This window comes from Novosphingobium sediminicola, from assembly GCF_014196525.1.
GTDB lineage: Bacteria > Pseudomonadota > Alphaproteobacteria > Sphingomonadales > Sphingomonadaceae > Novosphingobium > Novosphingobium sediminicola.
Map to the genome: position 1 here is coordinate 108,568 of NZ_JACIDX010000014.1, position 24,806 is coordinate 133,373.

Sequence of the window (24,806 nt, forward strand, 5' to 3'; positions counted from 1 at the left end):
ACACCCAAACGCCGCGCCCAAAACGTGGCCATGCTGTTTATCGGCCATGCCGCCGGGATGCCCGACCTGGCCGCTTTTCTGCCGCCTTTCCGCCGCCGTCCCAATGCGGCGGAGAGGCGGCCCCTTTTGCCTCAGCCCTGATTGCAGGAGGCCACAAGGGCCACGCTCAATTCATCCAGAGACAGGATCTTTTCCGCCGCATTGGCGGCAACCGCCGCCGCCGGGGTTTCGCCCACAGTGGCCGTGGCCGGATCTTCGACAAAGGTGCGCGACCCGGCATCGCGCAGCAGCCGCAGCCCCTTGGCGCCATCGCCGCCCATGCCCGTCAGGATCGCCCCAACAGAGGGCACACCCGCGCGCGCCATTGTGCCGAACAGCAGCGTGGCCGAGGGGCGCGCGCCATCGACCGGATCGCGCTGAACCATGCGCAGGCGCGGCGGCGAGCCCGGCTCGAACACGACATGCTTTTCCGGATCGGCGGCAATATGGATCATGCCCGGCGTCAGAGCCGCGCCATCCTTGGCCATGGCGATCTTGCATTTCAGCTCACCCGCCATGCGGTTGATGAAAGTATCGACCAGCGCCGGCTCGCTTTGCAACACGATCACCGTGGGCGGGCATTCGGCGGGAAAATCGCCCAGCATCTGCGTTAACGCATCAATGCCGCCCATCGACGTTGCCATGGCCAGATAGTGACCGTTCCATGTGAACTGCACCTCGGAATGGCGGCTTTCGCGGTGGCTGGACTTTTGCGCCTTCACATTGGAATTGGCCGCCGCCAGCACGATCTTGCCCAGCTTTCCCACGGTCTTGGCGAATTGCTCGGGCGTGGCTTTGAGCGGCTTGGGGAAACATTCCACCGCCCCCAGCGCATAGGCCTTGAGCGAGGTTTCGGTCCCGCTCTGGGTCAGCGAGGAGAGCATGACCACCGGCAACGGGTTGGTCGCCATCAATTCTTCAAGGAATTCGATGCCGCTCATACCGGGCATTTCCACATCCAGCGTCACCACATTGGGTTTGAGCTGAGCGATCTGGTCGCGTGCCTCGTCGGCATTGGCGGCGGTGCCGATCACGGTCACATTGCGCTGCTGCTCCAACACATCGGAAAACAGCGCTCGCATGGCGGCAGAATCGTCCACAACCAGCACACGTGCATCGTTCATTGTCGCAGCTTTCCCGTCTTACGTTGATAAACCGGCCATGTCGGCCTCCACCGATCATGTTTAACCGTGATTCACGAAGCAAATACCTGCTCCTGACTAAGTGCTTAGGCCTAAGCACCGCCTAATCACTATTCAGCGCTGCGCCTGTAGCAACCTGTGTCGGAGCCACGCAAAACGGGCAAAATCAGCCCGCGCGCGCCGGTTTTAGGCATTAATAAAGGCAGGGCAACAGCGCATATGAAACACCGATCCATCGCGCGAAATAACCGCATCGGTGCCATGGTCATCCTGTCGGTGCTTCTGGCGGCGGGGTTGCTGGCGGGGCTGGGCTTTAACGATATCAGGCTGGGCGGGTCGCTGCATCACCGCAACCAACAGGTCAGCGATTTCGTCGCCGACATCCTGCCCCCGCCCGAATATGTGATCGAAGGCTTTCTCGAAGCCAGCCTGCTGCACAACAATCCGGGGCTGATGGCTGAAAAGCGCAGCCGTCTGGGCGATCTGGAAAGGGCCTTTCGGCAAAGGAGCAGCGATTGGGCGGCCTCGGACCTTGATGCCGATCTGAAACAGCAATTGGCGCGAGAGGCTCAGCGCAGCGGCGAGGAGTTCTGGGCCGTCGTCGATCAGGATTTCCTGCCCGCCCTGTCGCGCGGGGACGCACCCGTTGCGCAGGCCGCCTATGACCGGCTGAGCGCGATCTATGCCACCCATCGCGGCCAGATCGAGGCGCTCACGCAATCGGCCCTGCTGCGGCAAAAGGATATTGCCGCCTCCAGCGCGACGATGATGTGGGCGATCATGGCGGGGCTTGGCGCGCTGGGCATGGTGCTGCTGGGGCTGATCCTTGGGGCTTTGCGCTGGCAGAGCCGCCATGTTCTGGAACCGCTGGCCCAAACCGCGCAGGTGATGAGCCGGATGGCATCGGGCGATCTGGACGTGGGCCGCAACATCCATCACCGCGAGGACGAGATCGGCGCGATGACCGCCGCCATCGAAGTGTTCCGCGCCGCCGCCCTTGGTGAGCGGCAGGCCGCCGTCCACCAGCAGCGGGTGGTCGATTCGCTCTCGCAAGGGTTGCAGCATCTGGCCGGAGGGCAATTGCATTACCGCATCCACACACCGCTGGGCGCGGAATACGAATCGCTGCGTCAGGATTTCAACGGCGCGATGCAGGAACTGGGCGAGGCCATCGGCGGCGTGATGGCCACGGCCGCCAGCGTCGAGAAAGGCGCCTCGGAAATTCGCGGCGCCTCCGACGATCTGGCCCGCCGCAACGAGACTCACGCCACCACGCTGGAGGAAATGGCAGCGACGATGGATCAGGTCACCCACACGATCCGCGAATCGGCCAGCCATGCCGTCCATGTGCAAAGCTCGATCACCCAGACCCATCAGGCCGCCGTGGCCGGGGGCAATGTGGTGGCCCGCGCCACAGCGGCGATGACGGGAATCGAACGCTCATCGCAGGAAATCAACCAGATCATCAATGTCATCGACGGCATCGCGTTCCAGACCAACCTGCTCGCACTCAATGCCGGGGTCGAGGCTGCGCGAGCAGGGGACGCTGGCAAGGGCTTTGCTGTGGTCGCCAATGAAGTGCGCGCTCTGGCCCAGCGCAGCGCGGGCGCGGCCAAGGATATCAAGGTGCTGATCCATGCCTCCACCGATCAGGTGCTGGGCGGGGTGGCGCTGGTGCGCGAAACCGGCGCGGTGCTGGGCAATATCGTCGAGCAGGTGGGCCACATCAACACGCAGGTCAGCGATATGACCAGCTCGACCGAGTTGCAGGCCACCTATCTGAGCGAAATCAACAAGGCGATCGCCCATATGGACGGCATCACCCAGCAGAACGCCGCCATGTCCGAACAGGCCACCGCCGCCGCGCGCAGCCTGGCCACGCAGGCCCAGGCCATGAACGCGATGGTGGGCCGGTTTGAAACCGCCGATCATCGGAGGCGGGATTGGGGCCGGGAAGAGCCTGTGCCCTTTGTGCGCGAGCGCGCGCGCGAACGCGGGGGCGAGAGGGGCCAATTTTCTACCGCTGCGTGAAGATCGCCACGCAATTTCCCCGCGATTCTACCGAGGCCCGCGCAAACATGACGTTGCCAACCAGGGCCTATGATTAACCACAAGGGAAAGCGTGTCTTTCGGGCCTTCAGGAACCGCCCGGAACATGACGCGCCGAGGGAACAGACAATGCTCGACTGGTTTGCAAAGCAGGCTCCGATCAGGACCAAATTCCATACATTGACGGCGCTGGTCGCGCTGATGGGTGCGGCGAGTGTCGCGGCCGATGTGTTGCAGGCCGATGGGGTGCTCTCGCCGGGCGCGGCGATGGCGGTGTCGGCGGGCGCGATGGTGCTGGCGGTGCTGATCGTGGCGCTGGCGGGTCAGGTGATCGCAACGCCCTATGTCGCCACGGTTGAACGGATGGAAGGTCTGGCAGCCAATGATCTGACAGGCGCGATTCCCCATACTGATCATGCCGATTGCGTGGGCCGCATTGCGCGGGCGATGGAAATCTTCCGCGCCCATGCGCAGGAACGCGAGGCCCAGCATCAGCAGCAGAAACAACTGACCGTTCTGTTCGAACATCTGGGCGACGCGTTGAAAAAGATGGGCCGCAACCAGCTTGATTGCCAGATCCGCGATCCCTTCCCCGGCCAGTATGACGAGGTGCGCAAGGACTTCAACAGCGCGGTGGGCTCTTTGGCCGATGCGATTGCCTCGGTTTCGGCCAGCGCGCTGCATGTGCTGAACGGGGCGAATGAAATCCACACCGCCTCCAACGACCTGTCGAACCGCAACGAGCAGCAGGCCGCCACGCTGGAGGAAACCGCCGCCGCGATGAATCAGGTGACCGAAGGCGTGCGCGAGAGCGCCCGCAGCGCGCATGACGTGCAAAAATCGATCACCGAGGCCCATGAGGAAGCCACCGAAGGCGGCATCGTGGTCAGCCGCGCGGTCGAGGCCATGGCCGCCATCGAACGCAGCGCGCAGGAGATCAACCAGATCATCGGCGTGATCGACGGCATCGCGTTTCAGACCAACCTTCTGGCGCTGAACGCGGGCGTTGAGGCGGCGCGCGCGGGGGATGCGGGCAAGGGCTTTGCCGTGGTGGCCAACGAGGTCCGCGCGCTGGCCCAGCGCAGCGCGGATGCGGCCAAGGAGATCAAGGCATTGATCACCACATCGAGCGAGCAGGTGGCAGGAGGCGTCACGCTGGTGCGCGAAACCGGCACCTTGCTGGGCAAGATCGTGCACCGCGTGGGAGAAATTACCGGGCTTGTGGCCGAGATTGCCGAGAACGCCAATATTCAGGCCGACGGGCTGGAAATGGTCAACACCGCCGTTGGCGAGATGGACCGCGTGACCCAGCAGAACGCGGCCATGGTCGAACAGGCCACCGCCGCCGCGCGCAGCCTTGCCGACGAAGCGCGCGAATTGAACACGGTGGTCAGCCGGTTCCAATCCGACGTGCAGGATGAGCGCAGCCATGGCCAAGAAGCAGCCATCCCCTTTGTCCGCCAAAGCGCCCGCAGCGCGCCGCGCCTTGCCGCCTCTTCGGTTCCGGCGCGCGCCACAGGCATGGTGCAGGGCAATCTGGCCATCAAACCGCAGGCCGAAGTTTCCACCGATGACTGGTCGGAATTCTGAACCTTCCGGCCCAGACCCAATCCAAGACGGGAATTTGCATGATGCGCAAGATTGTCCTGCCCGCCCGATGCGACCGGGCCGCCGCCGAGGCATTGTTGCCCGAATTTCAGGCCGCGCTGGGCGCCGGGCCGCTCTCGGTCGATGCCAGCGAAACCAGGCAGATCGGTCAGGCCATGCTGCAGCTGCTGCTCAGCGCCCGGCGCACCGGCGACGGAGCAACGATCACGCCCTCGCCCGCCCTGCTCGACGCGGCCCGGCTGACGGGTCTGGAAAATGCGCTGTTTGAAGGGAACACGGTATGAGCCCGGAGGAAATTCAGGGGATTTTCTTCCTCGAATGCGAGGAATCTTTGGCCTCTGCCGAACAGGGGCTGGCCGCGTGCAAGGCCGGAACGCAGGACAGCGACACCGTTAACGCGATTTTCCGCGCGGTCCATTCGATCAAGGGCGGCGCGGGCGCTTTCGGCTTCGAGGCGCTTCAGGGCTTTACCCATACGTTTGAAACGCTGCTGTCCGACGTGCGCGAAAATCTGGTGCCGCTCACGCCTGCGCTGATCGACCTGTTGCTGCGCTCGCTCGATGTGCTTTCCGATCACGTCACCGCCGCGCGCGATGGCGGCAGCCCGCCCGAGGACGCTTCGCTGATCCGCGAGATGGAAGGCGCGATGGCCAATGCCCAGGGGGCGAATGCCCAACAGGCCGCGCCCGCAGAGCCCGAACCGGCCGCACCGACCCATGCCGTCACCTTTGACGAGGACGACCTGACCAGCGACCTCGACCTTGACGATCTGCTCAACGATCTGGCAGGCGCCCCGCCCGCGCCGGAACCGACGCAGGAAGCGGCCGGCTGGAAGGTCCACCTGCGCCCTCACGCGGGCGCGATGCGCAATGGCGGCGAACCGCTGCTTTTGTTGCGCGAACTGGCCGCGCTGGGGGCGGTGGCGTGCGAATGCGACACGACCTCAATCCCGGCCCTTGATGATTTCGATCCGCATCAGGGCTATCTTGGCTGGACCTATCTGGTTCCTCAGGATGTCTCCGAGGCCAGTGTGCGCGATATTTTCGATTTCGTGGGCGATGATTGCCCCATCGCCATCGGCCCGGATGCCACGATTCCGCCGACCCAGATTGAGCCGTCCAGCACGCGCCCCGCGCCTGCTGCTTCGGCGCCCAAAGCTGTTGCTCCCGCGCCCGCGCCTGTGGCCGCGCCGGTTCAGACGCCCGCTGCGGCCAATCCGGCTCCTGCTCCTGCCACGCCCGCACCTGCGCCCGAAGCGCCCGCCGCAACCGGCGGCGGCGCCCCGCCCGCTGCCCCCGCGCCGGGCCAGTCGATCCGCATCGATCTGGTCAAGCTGGACAAGCTGATCGACACGGTGGGCGAACTGGTGATCGCGCAGGCCATGCTGGCCCAGCGTCTGCAGAACGAGAATGTCCAGTCTGTCGAGGAACTGACCCTGCTGGAAAGCCTGACGCGCGACATTCAGGAAAGCGCGATGTCGATCCGCGCCCAACCCATCGGCAGCGTGTTCAGCCGCGTGCCCCGCATCCTGCGCGAACTGTCGTCCAGCACAGGCAAGCATGTGAACCTGCAGGTCTTTGGCGAAACCACCGAGCTGGACAAGACCGTCATCGAGCGGCTGGGCGAGCCTTTGACTCACCTGATCCGCAATGCGGTGGATCATGGCATCGAAAGCCCGGAAGACCGTCTGGCCAAGGGCAAAAGCCCCGAAGGCACGCTGACCCTGTCGGCTGAACATCGTTCGGGCCGCATCCTCATCAAGATCGCCGACGATGGCGCAGGCATCAACCGCGCCCGCGTCTTTGCCAAGGCGGTGGAAAAGGGCATCGTCGCCCCCGACGCCGTCATGTCCAAGGAAGAGATCGAGCAACTGATCTTTGCCGCCGGTTTTTCGACTGCGGCCAGCATCACCAATGTTTCGGGCCGGGGCGTGGGCATGGATGTGGTGCGCCAGAACGTCAAGGATCTGGGCGGGCGCATTTCCATCGAATCCGAAGAGGACAAGGGCACGACCTTCATCCTCACCCTGCCGCTGACGCTGGCCATTTCCGATGGCATGATCGTCAAGGTGGGCGACCAGACGCTGGTGGTGCCGCTGACCCATGTGGTCGAAAGCCTGCGCCCCGAACCCAAGGATGTGCAGGGCCTTGGCGCCAGCCGCCAGATGCTCAACGTGCGCGGGCGGTTCATTCCGGTCGTCTCGGTGGCCGAGGCGGTGGGCGCCTATGATGCGGTGGACAACCCTTCGCAAGGTGTGCTGATCGTGGTGGACACCGAAAGCGCAGGGCAGGCCGCACTGCTGGTCGACAATATCTGGGACCAACGCCAGTTCGTCATCAAGAGCCTGGACACGCATTACCGCAATGTCGACGGCGTGGCGGGCGCGACCATCCTTGGCGATGGCCGGGTGGCGCTGATCCTCAATGTCGACACGCTGGTTCAGGGCGCGGTCTCCTCCGGCTATGGGCTGGAAGCGGCATGAGCACGGCGCCCGACCTTGCCAGCACCTTTGCCGATGCCATGCCCGGCATCAGCCCCGGCGTCTATGACGAGCGGGACTTCCGGGCCGTGGCGGCGATCGTGTACCGCGAGGCGGGCATCATGCTGCCCTCGGGCAAGGCGATGCTGGTCTATTCGCGCCTTGCGCCCTTGGTGCGCGCCAGCGGCCTTGGCACCTTTGCCGCCTATATCCACCATGTCGAGGTCGATGCGGGCGAAAGGCGCAAGACGATCAACGCGCTGACCACCAACCACACGTTCTTTTACCGTGAAGCGCATCATTTCGAACATTTCGCCCGCGTGGCGCGCCCGCAATTGCTGGCCGATCTGGGCCATGGCGAGGCGGTGCGCATGTGGTCGGCGGGATGTTCCAGCGGCGAGGAGGTGTTCTCGCTGACCATGACCATGCTGGGCCAAGACCGCCACGAGGGCGCGCAGATCGCCCGGCGCGACATCCGCATTCTGGCCAGCGACATTGCCGACCATGCGCTGAAAAAGGCCAGCGAGGGGCGCTATGGGGCCAGCGACGGCGACGCGCTGCCCGCCGATCTGCGCCAGAACTGGACCAGCACACAGGGCAAGGAGATGGTGATCGGGCCGGAGGCGCGTTCGCTGGTGCAATTCAAGCGGCTGAATTTGCAGGGCGAGTGGCCGATGCGCCGCCCATTTCAGGTCATCTTCTGCCGCAACGTGATGATCTATTTCGACCAGCCGACCAAGGACCGGCTGGTCGCCCGCCTTGCCGAAGCGCTCAGCCCCGGCGGGTTCCTCTATATCGGCCATTCCGAGCGCGTATCGGGCCCTGCCGAGGCCCTGCTCGAACCGGTCGGCCCCACGATTTATCACAGGAGAGGTCGGTGACGATCCGCGTCTTGATCATTGATGATTCGGCCACGATGCGCGCGGTGCTGGCCGCGCGGCTGTCGGGCAACCCGGATATTCAGGTGGTGGGCCTTGCCAATAATGCCGCCGAAGGGCGCGCCCTTATCAAGGAACTGACGCCCGATGTGGTGACGCTGGACATCGAGATGCCGGGCATGAACGGCCTCGATTTCCTCGATAAGATCATGACGCTGCGGCCCATGCCGGTCATCATCGTTTCGGGCCTGACGGCAGCGGGCAGCGATTCCACGGCCCGCGCGCTCGCGCTGGGCGCGGTCGATTGCTATTGCAAGACCGACTATTCGGGCGCGGCGATGCAGGATGGCGGCAAGCTGGCCGCCATGGTGCGACAGGCCGCCCAGGTGACCGTGCGCCGCCGCGCGCCCGAAGTGCATCACATGGCCGATCCGGTCCGCGCGATCAGCGCCGGCCATGGCCGCACCAACACGCGGGTGATCGCCATCGGATCATCCACCGGCGGGGTCGAGGCTTTGCAGGTGCTGCTGCGCAATTTTCCCGAGGATTGCCCGCCCACGCTGATCGTCCAGCATGTCGATGCGCGCTTTGCCCCGGCCATTGCCCGCACGCTCAATCAGGCCTCGCCCGCCACGGTGCAACTGGCCGAACCCGATATGCCGCTCAAACGCGGCCATATCTATCTGGCGCCGGGCGATGATCGCCATCTGATGGTGGCGGGCGCCAACACGCTGCATGCCAAGCTGCGCCCGGGCGAGCTGATTTCGGGCCATCGGCCCAGCGTGGATGCCCTTTTCGCCTCGGTGGCGCAGCGGATCGGCGTCGATGCCATCGGCATCCTGCTGACCGGCATGGGGGCCGACGGCGCCAAGGGCCTGCTGGCGATGAGTCAGGCAGGCGCGCTGACCATCGCGCAGGACGAGGCCAGCTGCACCGTTTTTGGCATGCCGCGCGTCGCCATTTCTTTGGGCGCGGCACAGGTTGTCGCCCCGCTGGGCCGCATTGCCCAACATGCCTTTTCGTAAATCGGGGGAAACCGACCATGCCTTTTGAATCCTCCCCCGCCTCTCCGGTCACACGGATCAACATCCTTCAGGGTCAGGCGCGCGTTTCGGCGGGCCCGCGGGTGGAATTTTCCACCGTGCTGGGCAGTTGCGTGGCCACATGCCTGTTCGATCCCGAAATCGAGGTGGGGGGCATGAACCACTTCCTGCTGGCCGAACCGCCGCCCAACACCCACAGCGGCGATTTCGACGAGCATTACGGCGTCTATCTGATGGAACTGCTGATCAACGAGATGCTGGCCCATGGCGCGGCCAAATCGCGGATGCGGGCCCATCTGTATGGCGGCGCCAACCTGAACAGCGGTTTTGCCCGGATCGGCACCAAGAACGCCGAATTTGCCCGCAGCTTTCTGGCCAGCGAACGCATCACCGTGGTGCGCGAGGATCTGGGCGGAATAAACGCCCGCCGCGTCGATTTCCGCCCGGCGCGCGGCCAGGTGCGCTGCCGGACGGTGGAAAACACGCTGGCCCCCGAACCCAAACCCATCACGCGCCCCGCCGTTTCGCGCGGCGATGTCGAACTGTTTTAACGAAAGTGACCCTGCCCATGGACAAGACTACCCGCATTTTGACCGTTGACGACAGCGCGAGCATGCGCGCCCTGCTGAACCATGCGCTGACCAGCCAGGGCTTTGACGTTGCGCAGGCCGAGGACGGCGAAGTCGCCCTCGAATGGCTGGCGCTCAACGAGGTTGATGTGGTGATCACCGACATCAACATGCCGCGTCTTGACGGCTTTGGCCTGATCGAAAAGCTGCGTCAGGGCAACCGCCACCGCGACCGTCCGATTCTGGTGCTGACCACCGAATCGAGCGAGGAGAAGAAGGCCCGCGCGCGTCAGGCCGGCGCCACCGGCTGGATCGTCAAGCCGTTTGACCCGGAAAAGCTGGTCGCCGCCGTGCGCCGCGTTTCTCACTGATATTGGCAAAGGAGCGACCCCATGCACCGTGAACTCATCACTTTCGAAGTCGGCGGGCAGGTTTTCGGCATCGACATTATGGCGATCCGCGAAATCCGCGCGTGGAGCCCGGCCACCCGTCTGCCCCGTGTGCCGCATTATGTGGCGGGCGTGGTCAATCTGCGTGGGTCGGTGCTGCCGGTGATTGATCTGGCCGCGCGGCTGGGCTGGGAACCGACCGAGCCAACGCCGCGCCATGCGATCATCGTCACGCAACTGGGCGCGCAGGTATGCGGGCTGATCGTCGATTCGGTCAGCGATATCGTGACGCTCAACAGCGACGCGCTGCAACCCCCGCCCACCACCGCCAATGACAGCATCATTTCCTTCCTCGAAGGGCTGGCCGCGATCGAGGATCGCATGGTGATGGTGCTCAATCTGGCGGCTCTGGCCGATGGCGCGGAATTTGGCGAGGCAGCATGACCGAGGAACCCGCCACACCAGATACCGCCCGTATCGCCGCCCATCTGACCACGGTGGCCGATGTGCTGACCGAACTGGCCGCCGAAATCGAGGATCTGGGCACCACGCTCTGCCTCGATCCGGCGATCATCGCCCATCATGTGGGCACGCTGCAATCCATCGACCTGATTGCGCAAAAACAGCGCTGGCTCGCCACGTTACTGCATGCCGATTGCCCGCTCTCGGCGGTCGACACCATCGGGGTCGAGGCGCTCAAGGCGCGCTTTGCCGCGCCCCGCGCGCATTGACCGGCGCCCCGGCACGTTGTCGAGCGCCAAGCGCGCATGGAGCATCAGTTGAGCAGCGTCCCGGCGGGTCGCTGCCAGATGCTCTCGGCATAGGCGTCGCCGCCCTGGGGCCAGACATCGCCATCGCAACGCGCCGTGCCCGTGATCGTCGCGCTCTGAACCGCCGATGCGCCCGCAGGCTGGGCCACATGGGCCAGCGACGCCAGCAGCGCCGAGGTCAGTGCCATAGCCAGACTGCTGCCTTCCGAGGTCATGTCCTCCTCCATGCCGGGCAGGAAGACCGAAGCCAGCCAGGCCCCGTCAATCGAGCGCGACATCAGATAGCTGGCCTCTTCGGGCAACAGCGCCAGCGCAACACTGTCCAGCGCGCCCTGTTCGATCAAGCATTCAATCCGCGCCACGGGCGGCAGATGCGACAGGATAACGCTCAGATCGAGTCCGGTGACATCGCTGCGGCTTTCCGGGGCCTGCATCATCAAAGCATGGGCAAGGCGCAGGCAATCGCCTTCGTCATCCGAGTCGGAGAGCACACAATCACGGCACAATTCGGCAAGGCGCAAACGCCATTCGCTGATTGTCATGGTCAGAGCCTTAGTGGGTGTGTTGGTGCGTTGGGTCATGTCCATCTCATCCGCCGCGGCGCAAAGGGAATCAACGATAACGGATCTAGTAAACGGGCATAAACTGTTCCGGTTTGAGACTTAACACGTAGTTATCCATAGTTTTCTCGCGCAAGGCGTCGCAAAACGGGACGGTTTATTGCCTCCATTTCCCATCTATCCGCCCCTTGCGCGCCCAGCCACCCGTCGTCTGCGAATCACAAACCCACCACTATTTCGCAAGTGCAGCAATGCATTTTACCGCAACTTTGCGGCGCAGCATGCAATTCCTGTTGAAGATCGGGGGGATTTGTATTAATTGCCAAGACAAGCCCAATAAGGGCAACCAACAGAGGATTTGCCCAGACCTTCGCCTTTGGCACGGGTTCTCGTAAATCGCTGATGGTAAGGACAGACCAACTGTTCGCAGGAGAAGATGCCATGCGTTTCATGCTCGCCGCATTGTCGGCGGCCGAGGCCGATTGCGCCTCGGTTACAGCAAGATGCCCGGATCGCATCACCGATGCGACGGCGGGCCGGTGGGTGGGGATGAACCCGGCTGCCATGGAGTTTGGTCCGCCTGGCCAGAATGCGGACAGCAAGCCGCATTGAGGAACCAGTTCATGAGCGGCCGGGCGGAGGCACCGGCACAATAGAAAGATTACCCACGCCCACTGCGTCCGGGGTCGTCAGGGTCCAGCCGCTGCTGGCTTGCCCCCTGTCAGCTCAGCGGCTGAAGGCAGTGGGTTTACCGGAAGAGCAGGCGCGAGGCGAATGCGTCTTCCGTTCCCGGCATTCCGGCATGCCGGATGTGCGAAAAAGGAAAATTGGCCGTCCCCGCCGGTGGGACCCACAATTTTCCGATCGCAGCCCTTGGTGGCTGCACCCCCTTCACTTGCGTTTTTACGCAAGTGAACAAGCCGGCAGCGACGCATCGACCCCATCGCTGCCGGCTTGCTTTCTTTTCGCGCATTTCCTTTCAGGCACTCACGTCAAAGGCCGTCGAGGGATAACCCCCGACGGCCCTTTTGTGTGGGCATGAGAGCCGCGAGAAGCAGCCCCCTTTCCGATCAGAACTTCACGCCCAACTTGGCATAGTAATAGCCGCCGTTGATCCCGACAGAGGAGAAGGAGGGATACTGGCTGACATAGGCGGTGGAGGCGGCATTGAACTGCTGTTGACGGGCAAAAGCAGGGATCTTGTCAGGATAGATGCCGAACAGGTTATTGGCGCCCACCGAGAACTTGATGTCGCGGGTAAAGGCAAAGGTGCCTTCCAGATCGGTCACGAACATCGTGCCGACGCGCTGATAGTAGTCTTCGGCGGTCTGGGCGGTCTGGGCCAACAGCTTGGCCGGGCCATAGACCGATTCGCGCAGGTTGATGCTGACCTTGCCGCTTTCCCAATAGGTGTTGAAGGTCGCGCGCCACTTGGGCGTGGTGTCGGTCAGCGCCGATTGCGAATATTTGTCAAAGATACCCTGACGCGAATTGATGTTCGAGGGCGGAGCATTGATCGCCTTGATCGAGGTTTCGTTATAATTGGCCGACAGCGAGAAATCGACCCGCCCGCCGACCGCATGGGTGTTGTAGGTCGCCAGGAAGTCCACGCCGCGCGTCAGCGTGCTCAGACCGTTGACGAAGGAGTTGATGGTGAGCGAGCCGGACTGGCCGCCGTTGATCGTGTCGATGATCGAGGTGATCGGCACGCCATTGTTATACAGCGCGGTCAGCACCGAGGGCGAGACGATCACATTGCTGGAGCAGCCCGCCGCCGAGAGCGCCGCGTTCAGATCGGTCGAGGGCGAATAGCCGCCCGGCAGATATTTGCAGTTGTTCGAATAGCCCAGGAAGCCTGAGGACTGCACGATACGGTCGCGCAGATAGATCGAGTAGGCATCCACCGTGATCGTCAGCTTGGGCAGCGGGTTGAGCACAAGACCGAAGCTGAGGTTGGTCGACTTTTCCGGCTTCAGGCCCGAAATGCCCAGCGCCTTGGCGCCCGCCGAGTTGGGCGCGAAAATGCCCGAAAGCGAGGCCGGGCCAACGTTGATGCCCGAATAGAAACCTTCGGCCAACGTGGGCGCGCGGAAGCCCGTCGAGACCGTGCCGCGCACCGCAATCGCCGGGCTGAAGTCATAACGGCTGGTCAGCTTGAAGACAGTGGTGTCGCCAAAGTCGGAATAGTTTTCATGGCGGACCGCGCCATCGACCAGCCACTTTTCAACCGGCTTCAACGAAATATCGAAATATTGCGAGAAGTTGGTGCGGCTGTTGTTGCTGGCATTGGCGGGCGAATAGCCAAAGAAGGACTGGATGCCGCCGCCCAGCTTGCCGGTGCCGACATAGTAAGAGGCCACTTCGCCCGCGCCCAGCGCATAGGTGTCGCGGCGCCATTCGCCGCCAGCGGCCAGATGGACAGGCTCGGACAGGCCGACTTCCAGCTCATGCGTGCCATCAAGGTTGACGGTGAACTGCGAGGCGGTGAACGAACCGTCGAACACATCGCGCGGGGTGTAACCGGCGCGGGTGGTCGTCGAGGAATCGTAGTAAAGCGCGGCATTGGCCGAGTTCACCACGTAAACCTTGTTGATGTCCTTGCCATAGGTGGCCGACAGGTCGATCGTGGACTTGCCGAAAGTGCCCTTGACCCCGCCGGTCCAGGCAAAGTCGGTTTCCTTCAGCGCTTCGAGCGGCGAGAAGCCCAGCGGGAAAGGAATATCGCCCGAAGCAACCGAACCGGCCGCCGGAGCCACCACCGCGCTTTGCCCATAAACCACGTTGGGCAGGCGATAGTTCTGATAGGTGCTGCCGGTGCGGGTCGAATAGGAACCGAAGGAGTAGATCTCGATATCCTGAATGCCGGTATAGCCCATGTTGTAGAACATATTGGTAAGAGCCATGCGGCCATCGCCAAAGATGCGGTTCACATAGGGGTAATTGGCCGCCGACGTCAGGCCCGGAAAGCGCGAGAGCAGCGTGGCCCCCTGCGTCGTGCCCGAAACCACGCGCGGATCGACATCGCCGCGGAAGCTGTAATCCTTGACCTTATGCTGCACGGTCAGGTTCAGGTACATATTCTCGACCGGCGCCATGCCGATATTGCCCGCCAGTTCATAGTTGAACCCGTCCCCGGCATAATACTGGCCGACCGAGCCGCTGATATAGCCGCCCTTGTCCTTCTTTTTCAGGATCAGGTTGACCACGCCCGCCACCGCGTCCGTGCCGTATTGGGCCGCCGCGCCATCCTGCAGCACTTCGACATGCTCGACCGCTTCCATAGGGATCAGGCCCATGTCGGGGGCGGCCGCGCCCGTCCACATCGCATTGGTCACCACCACATTGGCGGTGCCATGGCGGCGCTTGCCGTTGATCATCACCAGCGTGTGATTGGGGTTCAGACCGCGCAGCTTCACCGAGGGGTGGAACGCGGTCATGTCATTGCCGAAGGTCTGGATCTGGATGCTGGGCACCGAGAGCGCAAGCGCGGTGTTGATGTCCGAGCGGCCCGCGCGGGCCATCAGATCGGAGCTGAGCACCTGAACCGGAGCCGGGCTGTCGCCGGCCTTCAGGCCCGTGGTGCGCGTACCGGTCACGATGATCGCGGTGCCTTCCTCGGGCGCGGCGGCGGCGGCAGGCTCGGCGGCATAGGCCGAGGTGGCGCCCAAAACGGTGCTGGAAAGGAGCGCGACGAGCGCAGCCTTCTTGATGGCTTGCATGAAAGTCCCCCTGAACTGACCACGCATGTTGCAATGCAACAAGTATCCATCACCAAAAGCGCTTTCGCTTATGGTCTGGTACGCGGCAAAAATCGTAAAACATTCGTGACGAGGGCGGCCAATGCAGTTTCCCTCTACATCGCCGCCTTTCGCAAATGCACAATTTTCCGTCCTAAATGCCCATACGCCGATTTGCGTACCGGCCTGTCAGGTGGCGAAACTGGACTGTTCAACGCGCGAAATCGCGACAATATGGCCACAGTTCTTCTGCCCGAAATGGCGCGTGTTACGTAAAACGAGGAAGCCTATTATGCTGCGTAAAATGCTGAAAACCGCCGGCTGTGCCGCTCTGCTGCCGATCCTGATGGCGGCCGCTCCGGCCCAGGCGCAGGTGACTCGCATCAAGACCAACCCCGGCGCCTTCATCCTGGACGGCGTGCGCGTGGCGCCCGGCAATGAAATCTACTTCCTCTCGGGTCAGCTCGCCTCGCCCATCGATCCGGCCAAGGCCACCACGATGGAAGATTTCGGCGACACCAAGACCCAGACCGTCAGCGTGCTGAACAAGATCAAGAAGCAGCTGGAATCGCAGGGCTACTCGATCAAGGACGTGGTCAAGATGACGCTCTTCATCGCGGCTGATCCCAAGCTGGGCAAGATCGACTTTGCCGGGGCCAATGCCGGTTTCAAGGAATTCTTCGGCAGCGCGGAAAACCCCGACACCGTGGCCCGTTCGGCGTTTCAGGTGGCCAATCTGGTGGCTCCGCAATTCCTGATCGAGATCGAGGCGATTGCCGCCAAGAAGCCTGCGCCCGCCGCCAAGGCCAAAAAGTAAGCCTTTAAGGACCGCACCGGTCCCGGCGCGATGGTCGGACCGGTGCCTGTCGCCGCGTCATTCTTCGCCATTCAGGTGGCGCGGCGACAGTTTTTGTTGGGTGCGCTCTGGGCGGACGCCCAGAGCTTGCGGCACCAGCCCACTCCCCCGGCCCTACCACCCACAGGGTACGCTTAATGGGTGGTAGGGCCGGGGGAGTGGGCTGGTGCCGCAGGCAAATCGCGGAGCCGATTTGCCAACCAACAAAGACTCGCCGCAAGCTTCAGGCGAATGCCTGAAGCGCACTCAACAAATCATTGCTCGATAATCCGGATCGCGATGGCGGCGGCGGCAGAGCGCTTTTCCACGCCCAGCTTCACGTAAATCCGCTCCAGATGCTTTTGAACCGTGCGCGGCGAAATATCCAGCACGTCGGAAATATCGTTGCTGGCCTTGCCATAGCCCACCCACAGCAGCACCTCGGCCTCGCGCTGGGTCAGTTCCAGACTGTCGCGCAATTTGGTGACATTCTGTTCGTGGCTGATTTCGTTGAGGCGGATCAGCACCTCATTCTCGCGGTAATGGGCGATCACCAGCAGTTCGAGCGAGCTTTCGCCAAACTCGCCCTTCACCGCCGAACCCGGCTTGCCCCCGCGCTGCAACAGCCGTTCGACCAGCACCGCCACCGCAGGCGGCAGCCCCCCTTCACGGCTCCAATCGGGCACCAGCCGCGCAATGGCCTGTTCGGCGCGCGGCGTGCACCACAGCATCCGCCCCTGCGCATCGGTGGCCATCATCAGACGGCCGGTGGCATCAAGGCTGGCCACGCTGGCATGCATCGCACGGCTCTGCGCCATATGCACCCGCACCCGTGCAATCAGCTCCATCAGATTGACCGGCTTGCGCACATAATCGGTGCCGCCCACCTCAAAGGCCTCGACCACATGCTCGCTCTCGGTCAGGCCGGTCATGAAGATCACCGGCACATTGGCCAGTTCGGGGCGCGCCTTGATCCGGGCGGTGGTTTCAAACCCGTCGATGCCGGGCATCACCGCGTCCATCAGGATCAGATCGGGCAGGATATGGCCCAGCAGATCGAGCGCGGCCTGGCCCGAGGTTGCCACCAGAACGCTCAGCTCCGCGCCTTCCAGCGCGGCAGTGAGCATGCGCAGCGAATCCGGTTCGTCATCGACGACCAGCACGGTCTGCGTATGGACAGGCAGCGACATGCGGTTAGCACTCCTCAAGTATGCGCGTCATGCCGCTCAGATCAAAACGATCCAGGCATGTAAACAGTTTTCCGGCCAGTTCGGCAGTTTCGGGCTGGGCCGCCAATTGGCGGATCTCCTGCTCAAGGCCACGCACATAACCTATTCTAAGCAATTCGCGAAGCCTTGCTGTACGGTCTGTTGTCTCGATTGTGCCGGAATCTGACACGGGCGCTTCATCGCTTGCCGCAAACAGAGGCAGAGGTGAACGCGCAGGTTCGGATTCGACCCCCCATGCCAGATCGAGCAGCCCCCCGATCGTCTCAATCAACTGATTGAAGGCAACAGGCTTAACCAGAAATTGATCATGTACGGGCTTGCGCGTTTCAGGCCGGTGGAATTCGCCCGCATTGGCCGAAAGCATAAGGATACGGATATCCTCACCAAAGCGGTCGCGGATATGCTGCGCCGTGGTCCAGCCGTCGATGCCGGGCAGCGAAATGTCGAGGATCGCCAGATCGAAAGCGGGCGAGCTTTCACTCTCCGCCAGCGCCACCGCCGTTTCGCCATTGGGCACCGCCTGCACCACAAAGCCCAGCGAGGAGAGCAATTCGGTCAGGAACTTGCGCTGCTCACCATCATCATCGCAAATCAGCACATGGCGGCGGCGGCCCAGATAGCCGCTGACTTCGCGCTTCTTTGCAGGCTGGCTGGTGGTCTGCGCCACCTCGCCCAACATGATGGTCAGGCGGAAACAGGTGCCTTCATCCGACGTGCCCGCCAATTCGAGCTGGCCGCCCAGAATGCCCATGATCGCGCGCGCAATGGCCAGACCCAGCCCCACGCCGGGCCGCGAATGCAGAGCATCATTGCCGCCGCGCTCAAAGGGTTCAAAGATCGCGCGCTGATCCTCCTCGCGGATGCCGGGGCCGGTGTCGCGCACTTCAAAGGTCGCCACCTGTCCCGAATAGCGCAGGAACAGCGTGACCGATCCCTGATCGGTATATTTGACGGCATTGAGCAGCAGGTTGAGCAGAACCTGTTTCAACCTGCTCTGGTCCATCCGCACCACGGCAGGCAGGCGCCCCTGCGTTTCGTAGTGGAATTCCAGCCCCTTGGCGCTGGCGGCCGGGCGCACCATGCGGATCAGCTGCTCAATGAACTGATCGAGGCGCACCGGCTCGGGTTTGACCCGGATCACGCCCACCTCAACCTGCGAAATGTCGAGCAGCGCTTCGACAAGGCTGGTGATATGTTCGGAACAGCGGCGGATGACCGTGGCCGCCTCCTGCGCGCCCGCGCCATCGTTGCGCTCGACCAATTGGGCATAGCCATAGATCGCGTTCAGGGGGGAGCGAATCTCGTGGCTGACATTGGCCAGATAGCGGCTCTTGGCCTCATTGGCGGTTTCGGCGGCCTGTCGGGCTTTGACATGATCATCGATGGTCGATGCCGCCTTGCCCCAGCGGGCATGGCATTCCTGCCACCGGCGGAACGTATAAAGCCCCAGCCCCGCCAGCGCGGGCATCGCCGCCAGCGTAACGCCATGGGCCATATCAAGCGGATTTTGCAAAAGATCGAGGCCGGTCACCGCTTCAACCACCAGACCGCCCATCAGCCCGGCGCCCAACAGCCGCCTTGCCCCGATTTCGGCGGTGTCGAGATAGTCCAAAGCGTCGACCTGGCTGAGCGCGTTTTCCGATGCTTTGGGATAATGGGGCATGATCAAGCGACATCCCCCATTTTCGTCGCCGGAGGCAGGGCGCAAAAATCAGCCCCCGGAATCAGGGTGCCGCCCGAAGGCAGCAAGGCCGCAAAGGCCCGCCCGCGTTCAATTCGACCCATTTACAACCCTGCCTTGATCTTATTATTCTATGATATCGTTTGTTGCATTTTAGAAACAGACTGGCAAGCGCTCATCGGCTTAACGCTATACCGCAACCGTGGCCAAACGCCCCCTGTTGCCATCACGCACCATCAGCAGCGTCAGCGTGGCCACCAGAGCGAAACCGCCCGCCACGATGAAGGCGGGCGAATAGCTGCCCCATTCCTGACGCACAAGGCCGCCGCCAAAGGCCGCCGCCGCCGCGCCCACCTGATGGCCCACCGCCACCCAGCCGAACACCACCGGCGCCTCGCCCTCGCCAAAGCTGCGATTGGCGATGGCCAGCGTTGGCGGCACCGTGGCGATCCAGTCCAGCCCGTAAAAGATGGCAAAAGCCCCCAGCGAGAAAGGCCCGAAATCCATGAACGGCAAAGCGATCAGTGAAAGGCCGCGCAGGCCGTAATAGACCGCCAGCAGATAACGCGGATTATGCCGGTCGGTCAGCCAGCCCGAAGCGGTCGTCCCCACCAGATCGAACAGGCCCATCAGCGAGAGCAGCCCCGCCGCCGCCACCGGGGCAATCCCATGATCGCCGCAAAACGCGATCAGATGCGTGCCCACCAGCCCATTGGTGGTCAGCCCGCAGACAAAGAACGTGCCGAACAGCAGCCAGAACGTGCCATTGCCGCGCACCTTCCACAGGATTTGCAGCGCAAAGAGCGGGCTGCCGCTCTGCTTGCGCGCGGGATTTGCGCCCGGCTCCTCGCCAAAGCGGCCGACGCCCGCGCTCGCCGGGCTTTCGGGCACCAGCCAAGCCACCAGCGGCACCAGCGCCAGACAGGCGATGCCCACCGTGCGCACCACGCCCACCCATGCCCCGCCTTGCGTCAGCCACGCGAGGAAAGGCAGGAAGATCAGCGACCCTGTGGCCGTGCTGGCGGCGAAAATGCCCATCACCAGCCCCTGATTGCGCGCAAACCAGCGGTTGACCATCGTTGCGCCCAGCACGCTGGCCACCATGCCCGTGCCAAGGCCGGACACCACGCCCCATGTCGCGGTGAATTGCCAGGCTTGCGTCATATACTGGCTGACCAGAGCCGAGGCACCCATCAGCGCAAGGCCCACCATCATCACCCGCCGCACGCCCACGCTCATCATCAGCGCGGCGGCGAAAGGCCCGACCAGACCATAAAGAAAGATCCCCAGCGCGGCCGTGGCCGAAATGCTGGCCCGGTCCCAGCCGAAATGGAGCTGCAAGGGCACGATCATCACGCTGGGCGCGGAACGCACGCCCGCCGAGACCAGCAGGGCAAGGAAAGTGATCGCCGCGACCAGAAAAGCGGGGTGGAACCGGCGGCTCATGCCCGCGCCTCCCGGCCTGCGGTCTGGCCCAGCGCAATGATCGCCCCGCTCATCTCCATCAACCGCGCCCAGCCATCGCCGCCCAGTCTGTCGTGGATCTGCGCCTGCAAATCCTCCCAGTCCGGCTCGGCGCGGCGCAGCATCGCCCGGCCCGCATCGGTGATCTGCGCCAGCCGCGCCTTGCCCGGCCCATCGGCAATGCTCACCCATCCGGCCTCTTCGATCGCGCGGATCGTGCGATAGAGCGAGGTACGGTCCATCACCAGCGAGGTAGCCAATTGGTTGAGCACAATCGCCCCTGCCCGCTCGATATTGCGCATCAGCGCAAACTGGGTGGTGGTGATGCCATGGGGCGCAAGCGCCGCGTCATAGAGCCGGTCGAGCGTGCGGGTCGCCTTGCGCAGGCTGGTGCAGGCGCAGGGCGAGCCTGAGGGGGGATTGTGATGCATATACATCATATCACCCGCCCATGCCCTCTTGTCAATCGCGCCTTACTTGACCGCCGCGGCGGCCAAGGGGTCAATCCGGATCGCCGTCAGCGCCGCATGATCCTCGGGCAAGGGTTTTGCCCCCGCCGGATGGCCATTGATCTTCAAAAGATAGGCCACCAGCCGCCCATTATCCTTCGGCTCCAGCGTGCCGGGCGCGAATTGCGGCATGGCGCGGGCCAGATAATCGGACAAGGCCGCCACCGTTTCCCGCCCCCAATTGGCCATGAACTTGCCCTTCAGCGCGGGCACTTCCCATGTCCCCTCGGCCTGCTTGCCGTGACACATGGCGCAGCGCTCGGCAAAGACCGCCGCGCCCTCGGCGGCCTGCGCCTCGGTGTAAACACCATTGGCCGTGCCAGCATTCACCGGCACCGCCGCCAGAGTCAAAGCCCCGGCCAGCACCCATTTCAGCCCGGCCATCACGCAATCCCCTTCATGCCAGCCATGATCGGCTCGACAATCTTCATCACCTCAAGGATCGGCGCCGGATCGGGCAATTCCATACTGTCGCCCACGCCGAACATTTCGCCCAGATCAATGGGATTGTTCATCACCACGATGCCGTCATTCTTGGCCATCAGCGAGGCGTTCTTATACCGCAGCGAATAGGGCGCATCATGCTGGGGCACCAGCCATCCGGTCTGACCGCGCACGGGAAAGACCGTTTTGTCGCGCCACAGATCGCGCGCGGCATAGCCGGTGGCGTTGATGACCACCTTTTCCTTCAATTGCCCATATTGCGAGGGATCGTTGAAATCGCGCATCACCATCAAGCCGCCGCGTTGATAAAACTCGGTCAGCAGATGATGGGCGTAAGATGGAAAGTTGAAATGCATTTCCGAGGACCGGCGCGTATAGGCCACCGGGAAGGGATTTTCCGCCGTGGGCAGCATCACCGGATCGGGCACCAGATCCTTGATCCGGTCCATATAATGCGCCCATTCGGAATCCTGCAAAGGCAGTCCGCCCGCCTCCCACGCGCCCTTGATGGCCGGGTCGGCATCGTGGTGCTTTTTAACCGGCGGCGCGTCGGACAGGGCATAGGCGTCCTGAAACACTACCGGATCGCCCGGCAGGCCCAGCATCGAGCGGAAGCCCTTCCACGACAGGCGCGTCATCTGTTCCCACAGGTCACCAAAGCCCGCCCCGGCAGGCGCCGACAGGGCCACGCGCGAATCCGGCGTGAACGAGCCATGCGCGCGGAAGGATCGCGTCCGCTGGATCACATCGCGGGTATAGATCGTGACCTTCAAGCCCGCCCTTTGCGCCACAACGGCCGTGGTCAGCCCGATGATCCCGCAGCCCACCACCGCGATTTCCGAGGGCAGGACGGACAGCGCCTTACCCACCGCAACTTCTGCGCTGCCCCAGGACAGCGACCAGCCCGAACCGCCATGGCCGTAATTATGGACGACCAGCGTATCACCGATCATCTGCGTGCCAAGGTTTGGCCCCGCCGCGCGCACCGGACGGATGCAGCATTTCATGTCGATCAACTGATCGGGCGTCACGCGCATCGGCGTAAGATAAGGCCGCCGCGGCGCAGGGCCAGCCGAAGCCACCTTGCCCGCGGTGCAGGCCGATAATGCCCCCACCGCGCCCAAAGCCGCACCCCCGCGCAGCATCTCGCGCCGCGCAAGATTGGCTTGCGGATACCAGTTCTGACGGCTCATCACGATCTCCCCTTGGCGGCGCGAAGCTGCAAGGGGGCAACGTTAAAGGGAATGGCGCGAATTGCGTATAGAAATTCGCGCCTTATTCCATGCGCGCTCTATTCCATACTCTGGCCGGTGACAAAGGCGCGCACCAGCGGATGATCGGCATGGTCAAGCTCATCGGCCCTCCCGCGCCACACGATCCGCCCATTGTCCAGCATCGCCAGCTCGTCAGCAATCGTGCGGGCCGAAGCCATGTCATGCGTGATCGAAACGGCGGTGCAGCCCAGCGAGGTCACACGGTCGCGGATCAGTTCGTTGATCGCGCCCGCCGTGATCGGATCAAGGCCGGTGGTGGGTTCGTCAAAGAACAGCAGGCTGGGCGTACCGACAATGGCGCGGGCCAGACCTGCGCGCTTCTGCATCCCGCCCGAGAGTTCGGACGGATAGCGGTCAGCCACCTCGGGCGCGAGCTTGACCAGCGAAAGCGCTTCGACCGCGCGTTCGCGCGCCTCGGCCCGGCCCACGCCGTCGGCATTGATCAGGCGAAAGGCGACATTTTCCCAGACCGGCAGGCTGTCGAACAGCGCCCCGCCCTGAAACAACATGCCGATGCCGCGAAAGCTGGCGCGGCGCTCGGCCTCGCTCTGCCGCGTCACGTCCACGCCGTCGAGCAGCACCTGCCCGGCATCGGGCTTCATTAAGCCCAGCGCCAGTTTGAGCGTCACCGACTTGCCCTGACCCGAACGCCCCAGCAGCGCCAGCGAGCGCCCCGGCGCCACCGCCAGATCCAGCCCGTCCAGCACCACCTGCGCGCCGAAACGCTTGGAAATACCCGTCCATGCGATTTTAGCCGTTGTTGTCATTTCAGGGCAAACACCGAGGTCAAGAGATAGTCCGCCGCCAGGATCAGCACAGCAGCCGACACCATGGCCGAAGTGGTGGCCCGGCCCACGCCGCGCGCGCCGCCCTTGGCGCTGTCGCCGTGATAGCAGCCCATCAGGCCGATGATGAAACCGAACACCGCCGATTTGATAAGACCCGATTCCACGTCCCACGCGGTCAGAAAGTCCATCGTGTTGGCGATGTAGATGCCCGGCGAGAGGTCGATCAGGTAATTGGACACCTGCATGCCGCCTGCCACGCCGATGATATCGGTAATCAGCGTGAGCAGCGGCAGGCTGATCGTCGCCGCGATCAGGCGCGGGGCGATCAGATAACGGCGCGGATCGGTCGACAGCGTGACCATCGCATCGATCTGTTCAGTCGCGCGCATCGCACCGATTTCCGAGGCCATGGCCGACGCCACACGCCCGGCCAGCATCAGCGCGGCCAGCACCGGCCCCAGCTCACGCGTGATGCCCAGCGCCACGATCTGGGGCAGCACGGTTTCGGCGTTAAACCGATCCCCGCCCGAATAGATGTTGAGCGCCAGCGCCGCGCCCGTAAACCACGCCGTCAGCCCCACCACCGGCAGCGATAGGAAACCCACGCTGGCGAATTGGGCGATGATCTGGCGCGGATACCAGGGCGGGGAAAGGGCGGCGCTGATCCCGCGCGCGGCAAACAGCCCCACACGGCCGATCGCGGCCACTCCTTCCAATGTGGCGCGCCCAAGGGCCGCCACCGGGTTTGTGGAAAACAGCCCCATGGCTTACATCTCGGGCAGGTCGGCGGCGGCCTTGGGCGCAGCAGAGGCAGCAGCAGCGGGCGCCTTGGCGGCGCTGTCGGCGGAAGACGCGGCGGGCGAACCGCTTTGCGGGCGGATGAATTGCCCGATCAGGCCGAACAGATCGACTGCGCCCTGCGTGTTGTTGATCTCGCTGCCCGGCTTGAGATCATCCTCGGCCCCGCCCGGCATCAGCGCGATATGCGCCCCGCCCAGCAGGCCGTCGCTGGTGATCTTGGCCGTCGAATCCGAAGGCAGCTTCACATCCTTGGAAAGCGAGAGATGCATCACCGCCAGATAGGTCTTGGGATCAATCGTCACATCGCTGACCGATCCCACCTTGACCCCCGAAACGGTGATCTTGGCGCCCGGCTGAATGCCGCCCGCCTCGCCAAAGCGCGCGCTCACCTCATAGGTGCCGCTGCTGTGCTTCAACCCCGAAACACCAAGAGCGTAGGTAAGCATCAATGCAGCAAAGGCCAGCACGGCAAAGCCCATGATCGTTTCGGCCCAACTTGCCCTCATGCGTCTTTCCTA

General features: G+C 63.5%; 25 protein-coding genes. 13 read left to right on the forward strand and 12 right to left on the reverse strand.

Translation table 11 applies throughout. The annotated features are described in order from the left end of the window. Window positions 1-131: 131 nt before the first annotated feature. Window positions 132-1,163, reverse strand: coding sequence for a chemotaxis protein CheB (locus GGR38_RS17425; protein ID WP_183627429.1), 1,032 nt, complete (start codon window positions 1,161-1,163; stop codon window positions 132-134). A 237-nt stretch (window positions 1,164-1,400) separates the two neighbouring features. Here GGR38_RS17425 and GGR38_RS24250 point away from each other — a divergent pair, with 237 nt between their 5' ends. The 10 genes from GGR38_RS24250 (at window position 1,401) to GGR38_RS17475 (ending at window position 10,927) form a co-directional block, all read left to right on the forward strand. Next, window positions 1,401-3,212 (forward strand): methyl-accepting chemotaxis protein, encoded by a 1,812-nt coding sequence (locus GGR38_RS24250; protein ID WP_246404872.1) that lies wholly within the window; start codon window positions 1,401-1,403, stop codon window positions 3,210-3,212. 147 nt (window positions 3,213-3,359) lie between these two features. Further along, a complete protein-coding gene (locus tag GGR38_RS17435) occupies window positions 3,360-4,820 on the forward strand; it encodes a methyl-accepting chemotaxis protein (RefSeq protein ID WP_183627430.1) in 1,461 nt (486 codons plus the stop codon). A 38-nt stretch (window positions 4,821-4,858) separates the two neighbouring features. Next, window positions 4,859-5,122: an STAS domain-containing protein gene (locus tag GGR38_RS17440; protein WP_246404874.1), complete on the forward strand. Its 264-nt coding sequence runs from the start codon at window positions 4,859-4,861 to the stop codon at window positions 5,120-5,122. Further along, window positions 5,119-7,320 carry a chemotaxis protein CheA gene (locus GGR38_RS17445; protein WP_183627431.1) on the forward strand — a complete coding sequence of 734 codons (2,202 nt, stop codon included), beginning with the start codon at window positions 5,119-5,121 and terminating at the stop codon, window positions 7,318-7,320. The genes GGR38_RS17440 and GGR38_RS17445 overlap by 4 nt, the downstream gene beginning before the upstream one ends. Next, window positions 7,317-8,198 (forward strand): CheR family methyltransferase, encoded by an 882-nt coding sequence (locus GGR38_RS17450; protein ID WP_183627432.1) that lies wholly within the window; start codon window positions 7,317-7,319, stop codon window positions 8,196-8,198. The genes GGR38_RS17445 and GGR38_RS17450 overlap by 4 nt, the downstream gene beginning before the upstream one ends. Beyond that, window positions 8,195-9,220, forward strand: a complete 1,026-nt coding sequence (locus GGR38_RS17455; protein ID WP_183627433.1) for a chemotaxis-specific protein-glutamate methyltransferase CheB — start codon at window positions 8,195-8,197, stop codon at window positions 9,218-9,220. Before GGR38_RS17450 ends, GGR38_RS17455 begins: the two co-directional genes overlap by 4 nt. Window positions 9,221-9,237: 17 nt before the next feature. Then, on the forward strand, window positions 9,238-9,789 hold the full coding sequence (locus GGR38_RS17460) for a chemotaxis protein CheD (protein ID WP_183627434.1): 552 nt from the start codon (window positions 9,238-9,240) through the stop codon (window positions 9,787-9,789). Window positions 9,790-9,806: 17 nt separating this feature from the next. Further along, window positions 9,807-10,178, forward strand: a complete 372-nt coding sequence (locus GGR38_RS17465; RefSeq protein WP_183627435.1) for a response regulator — start codon at window positions 9,807-9,809, stop codon at window positions 10,176-10,178. 21 nt (window positions 10,179-10,199) lie between these two features. Beyond that, the gene (locus GGR38_RS17470) at window positions 10,200-10,640 is read left to right on the forward strand and encodes a chemotaxis protein CheW (protein ID WP_183627436.1); all 441 of its coding nucleotides are present in this window, start codon (window positions 10,200-10,202) and stop codon (window positions 10,638-10,640) included. Then, entirely contained in the window at window positions 10,637-10,927 is a 291-nt protein-coding gene (locus GGR38_RS17475; protein WP_183627437.1) for a hypothetical protein, read from the forward strand. Before GGR38_RS17470 ends, GGR38_RS17475 begins: the two co-directional genes overlap by 4 nt. A 44-nt stretch (window positions 10,928-10,971) precedes the next feature. On the opposite strand, the gene GGR38_RS17480 is transcribed toward GGR38_RS17475, so the two are convergent. After that, window positions 10,972-11,508 carry a hypothetical protein gene (locus tag GGR38_RS17480; protein ID WP_221227139.1) on the reverse strand — a complete coding sequence of 179 codons (537 nt, stop codon included), beginning with the start codon at window positions 11,506-11,508 and terminating at the stop codon, window positions 10,972-10,974. Between the two features lie 459 nt (window positions 11,509-11,967). Here GGR38_RS17480 and GGR38_RS17485 point away from each other — a divergent pair, with 459 nt between their 5' ends. After that, a complete protein-coding gene (locus tag GGR38_RS17485) occupies window positions 11,968-12,138 on the forward strand; it encodes a hypothetical protein (RefSeq protein WP_183627439.1) in 171 nt (56 codons plus the stop codon). A 458-nt stretch (window positions 12,139-12,596) separates the two neighbouring features. Here the strand turns inward: GGR38_RS17485 and GGR38_RS17490 are convergent, their stop codons facing one another. Further along, the gene (locus GGR38_RS17490) at window positions 12,597-15,245 is read right to left on the reverse strand and encodes a TonB-dependent receptor plug domain-containing protein (protein WP_183627440.1); all 2,649 of its coding nucleotides are present in this window, start codon (window positions 15,243-15,245) and stop codon (window positions 12,597-12,599) included. Between the two features lie 33 nt (window positions 15,246-15,278). Between GGR38_RS17490 and GGR38_RS17495 the strand changes: the two genes are divergently transcribed. After that, window positions 15,279-15,539 carry a hypothetical protein gene (locus tag GGR38_RS17495; RefSeq protein ID WP_183627441.1) on the forward strand — a complete coding sequence of 87 codons (261 nt, stop codon included), beginning with the start codon at window positions 15,279-15,281 and terminating at the stop codon, window positions 15,537-15,539. 16 nt (window positions 15,540-15,555) lie between these two features. Beyond that, window positions 15,556-16,080, forward strand: coding sequence for a Rid family hydrolase (locus GGR38_RS17500; RefSeq protein ID WP_183627442.1), 525 nt, complete (start codon window positions 15,556-15,558; stop codon window positions 16,078-16,080). 293 nt (window positions 16,081-16,373) lie between these two features. Here GGR38_RS17500 and GGR38_RS17505 read toward each other — a convergent pair whose 3' ends face one another. The 9 genes from GGR38_RS17505 to mlaD form a co-directional block, all read right to left on the reverse strand. Beyond that, window positions 16,374-17,288 (reverse strand): response regulator transcription factor, encoded by a 915-nt coding sequence (locus GGR38_RS17505; protein ID WP_183627443.1) that lies wholly within the window; start codon window positions 17,286-17,288, stop codon window positions 16,374-16,376. A gap of 4 nt (window positions 17,289-17,292) precedes the next feature. Beyond that, window positions 17,293-18,990 carry a hybrid sensor histidine kinase/response regulator gene (locus GGR38_RS17510; protein WP_183627444.1) on the reverse strand — a complete coding sequence of 566 codons (1,698 nt, stop codon included), beginning with the start codon at window positions 18,988-18,990 and terminating at the stop codon, window positions 17,293-17,295. A 207-nt stretch (window positions 18,991-19,197) separates the two neighbouring features. Further along, on the reverse strand, window positions 19,198-20,454 hold the full coding sequence (locus GGR38_RS17515) for an MFS transporter (RefSeq protein ID WP_183627445.1): 1,257 nt from the start codon (window positions 20,452-20,454) through the stop codon (window positions 19,198-19,200). Then, window positions 20,451-20,912, reverse strand: a complete 462-nt coding sequence (locus tag GGR38_RS17520) for a MarR family winged helix-turn-helix transcriptional regulator (RefSeq protein WP_183627446.1) — start codon at window positions 20,910-20,912, stop codon at window positions 20,451-20,453. The genes GGR38_RS17515 and GGR38_RS17520 overlap by 4 nt, the downstream gene beginning before the upstream one ends. A gap of 33 nt (window positions 20,913-20,945) precedes the next feature. Further along, on the reverse strand, window positions 20,946-21,365 hold the full coding sequence (locus GGR38_RS17525; RefSeq protein ID WP_183627447.1) for a c-type cytochrome: 420 nt from the start codon (window positions 21,363-21,365) through the stop codon (window positions 20,946-20,948). After that, window positions 21,365-22,618 carry an FAD-dependent oxidoreductase gene (locus GGR38_RS17530; protein ID WP_183627448.1) on the reverse strand — a complete coding sequence of 418 codons (1,254 nt, stop codon included), beginning with the start codon at window positions 22,616-22,618 and terminating at the stop codon, window positions 21,365-21,367. The genes GGR38_RS17525 and GGR38_RS17530 overlap by 1 nt, the downstream gene beginning before the upstream one ends. A gap of 98 nt (window positions 22,619-22,716) precedes the next feature. Beyond that, the gene (locus GGR38_RS17535) at window positions 22,717-23,466 is read right to left on the reverse strand and encodes an ABC transporter ATP-binding protein (RefSeq protein WP_183627449.1); all 750 of its coding nucleotides are present in this window, start codon (window positions 23,464-23,466) and stop codon (window positions 22,717-22,719) included. Then, window positions 23,463-24,251, reverse strand: a complete 789-nt coding sequence (locus GGR38_RS17540) for an MlaE family ABC transporter permease (protein ID WP_183627450.1) — start codon at window positions 24,249-24,251, stop codon at window positions 23,463-23,465. Before GGR38_RS17540 ends, GGR38_RS17535 begins: the two co-directional genes overlap by 4 nt. Before the next feature lie 3 nt (window positions 24,252-24,254). Beyond that, window positions 24,255-24,794: an outer membrane lipid asymmetry maintenance protein MlaD gene (mlaD, locus tag GGR38_RS17545; protein ID WP_183627451.1), complete on the reverse strand. Its 540-nt coding sequence runs from the start codon at window positions 24,792-24,794 to the stop codon at window positions 24,255-24,257. Between the last annotated feature and the right edge of the window lie 12 nt (window positions 24,795-24,806).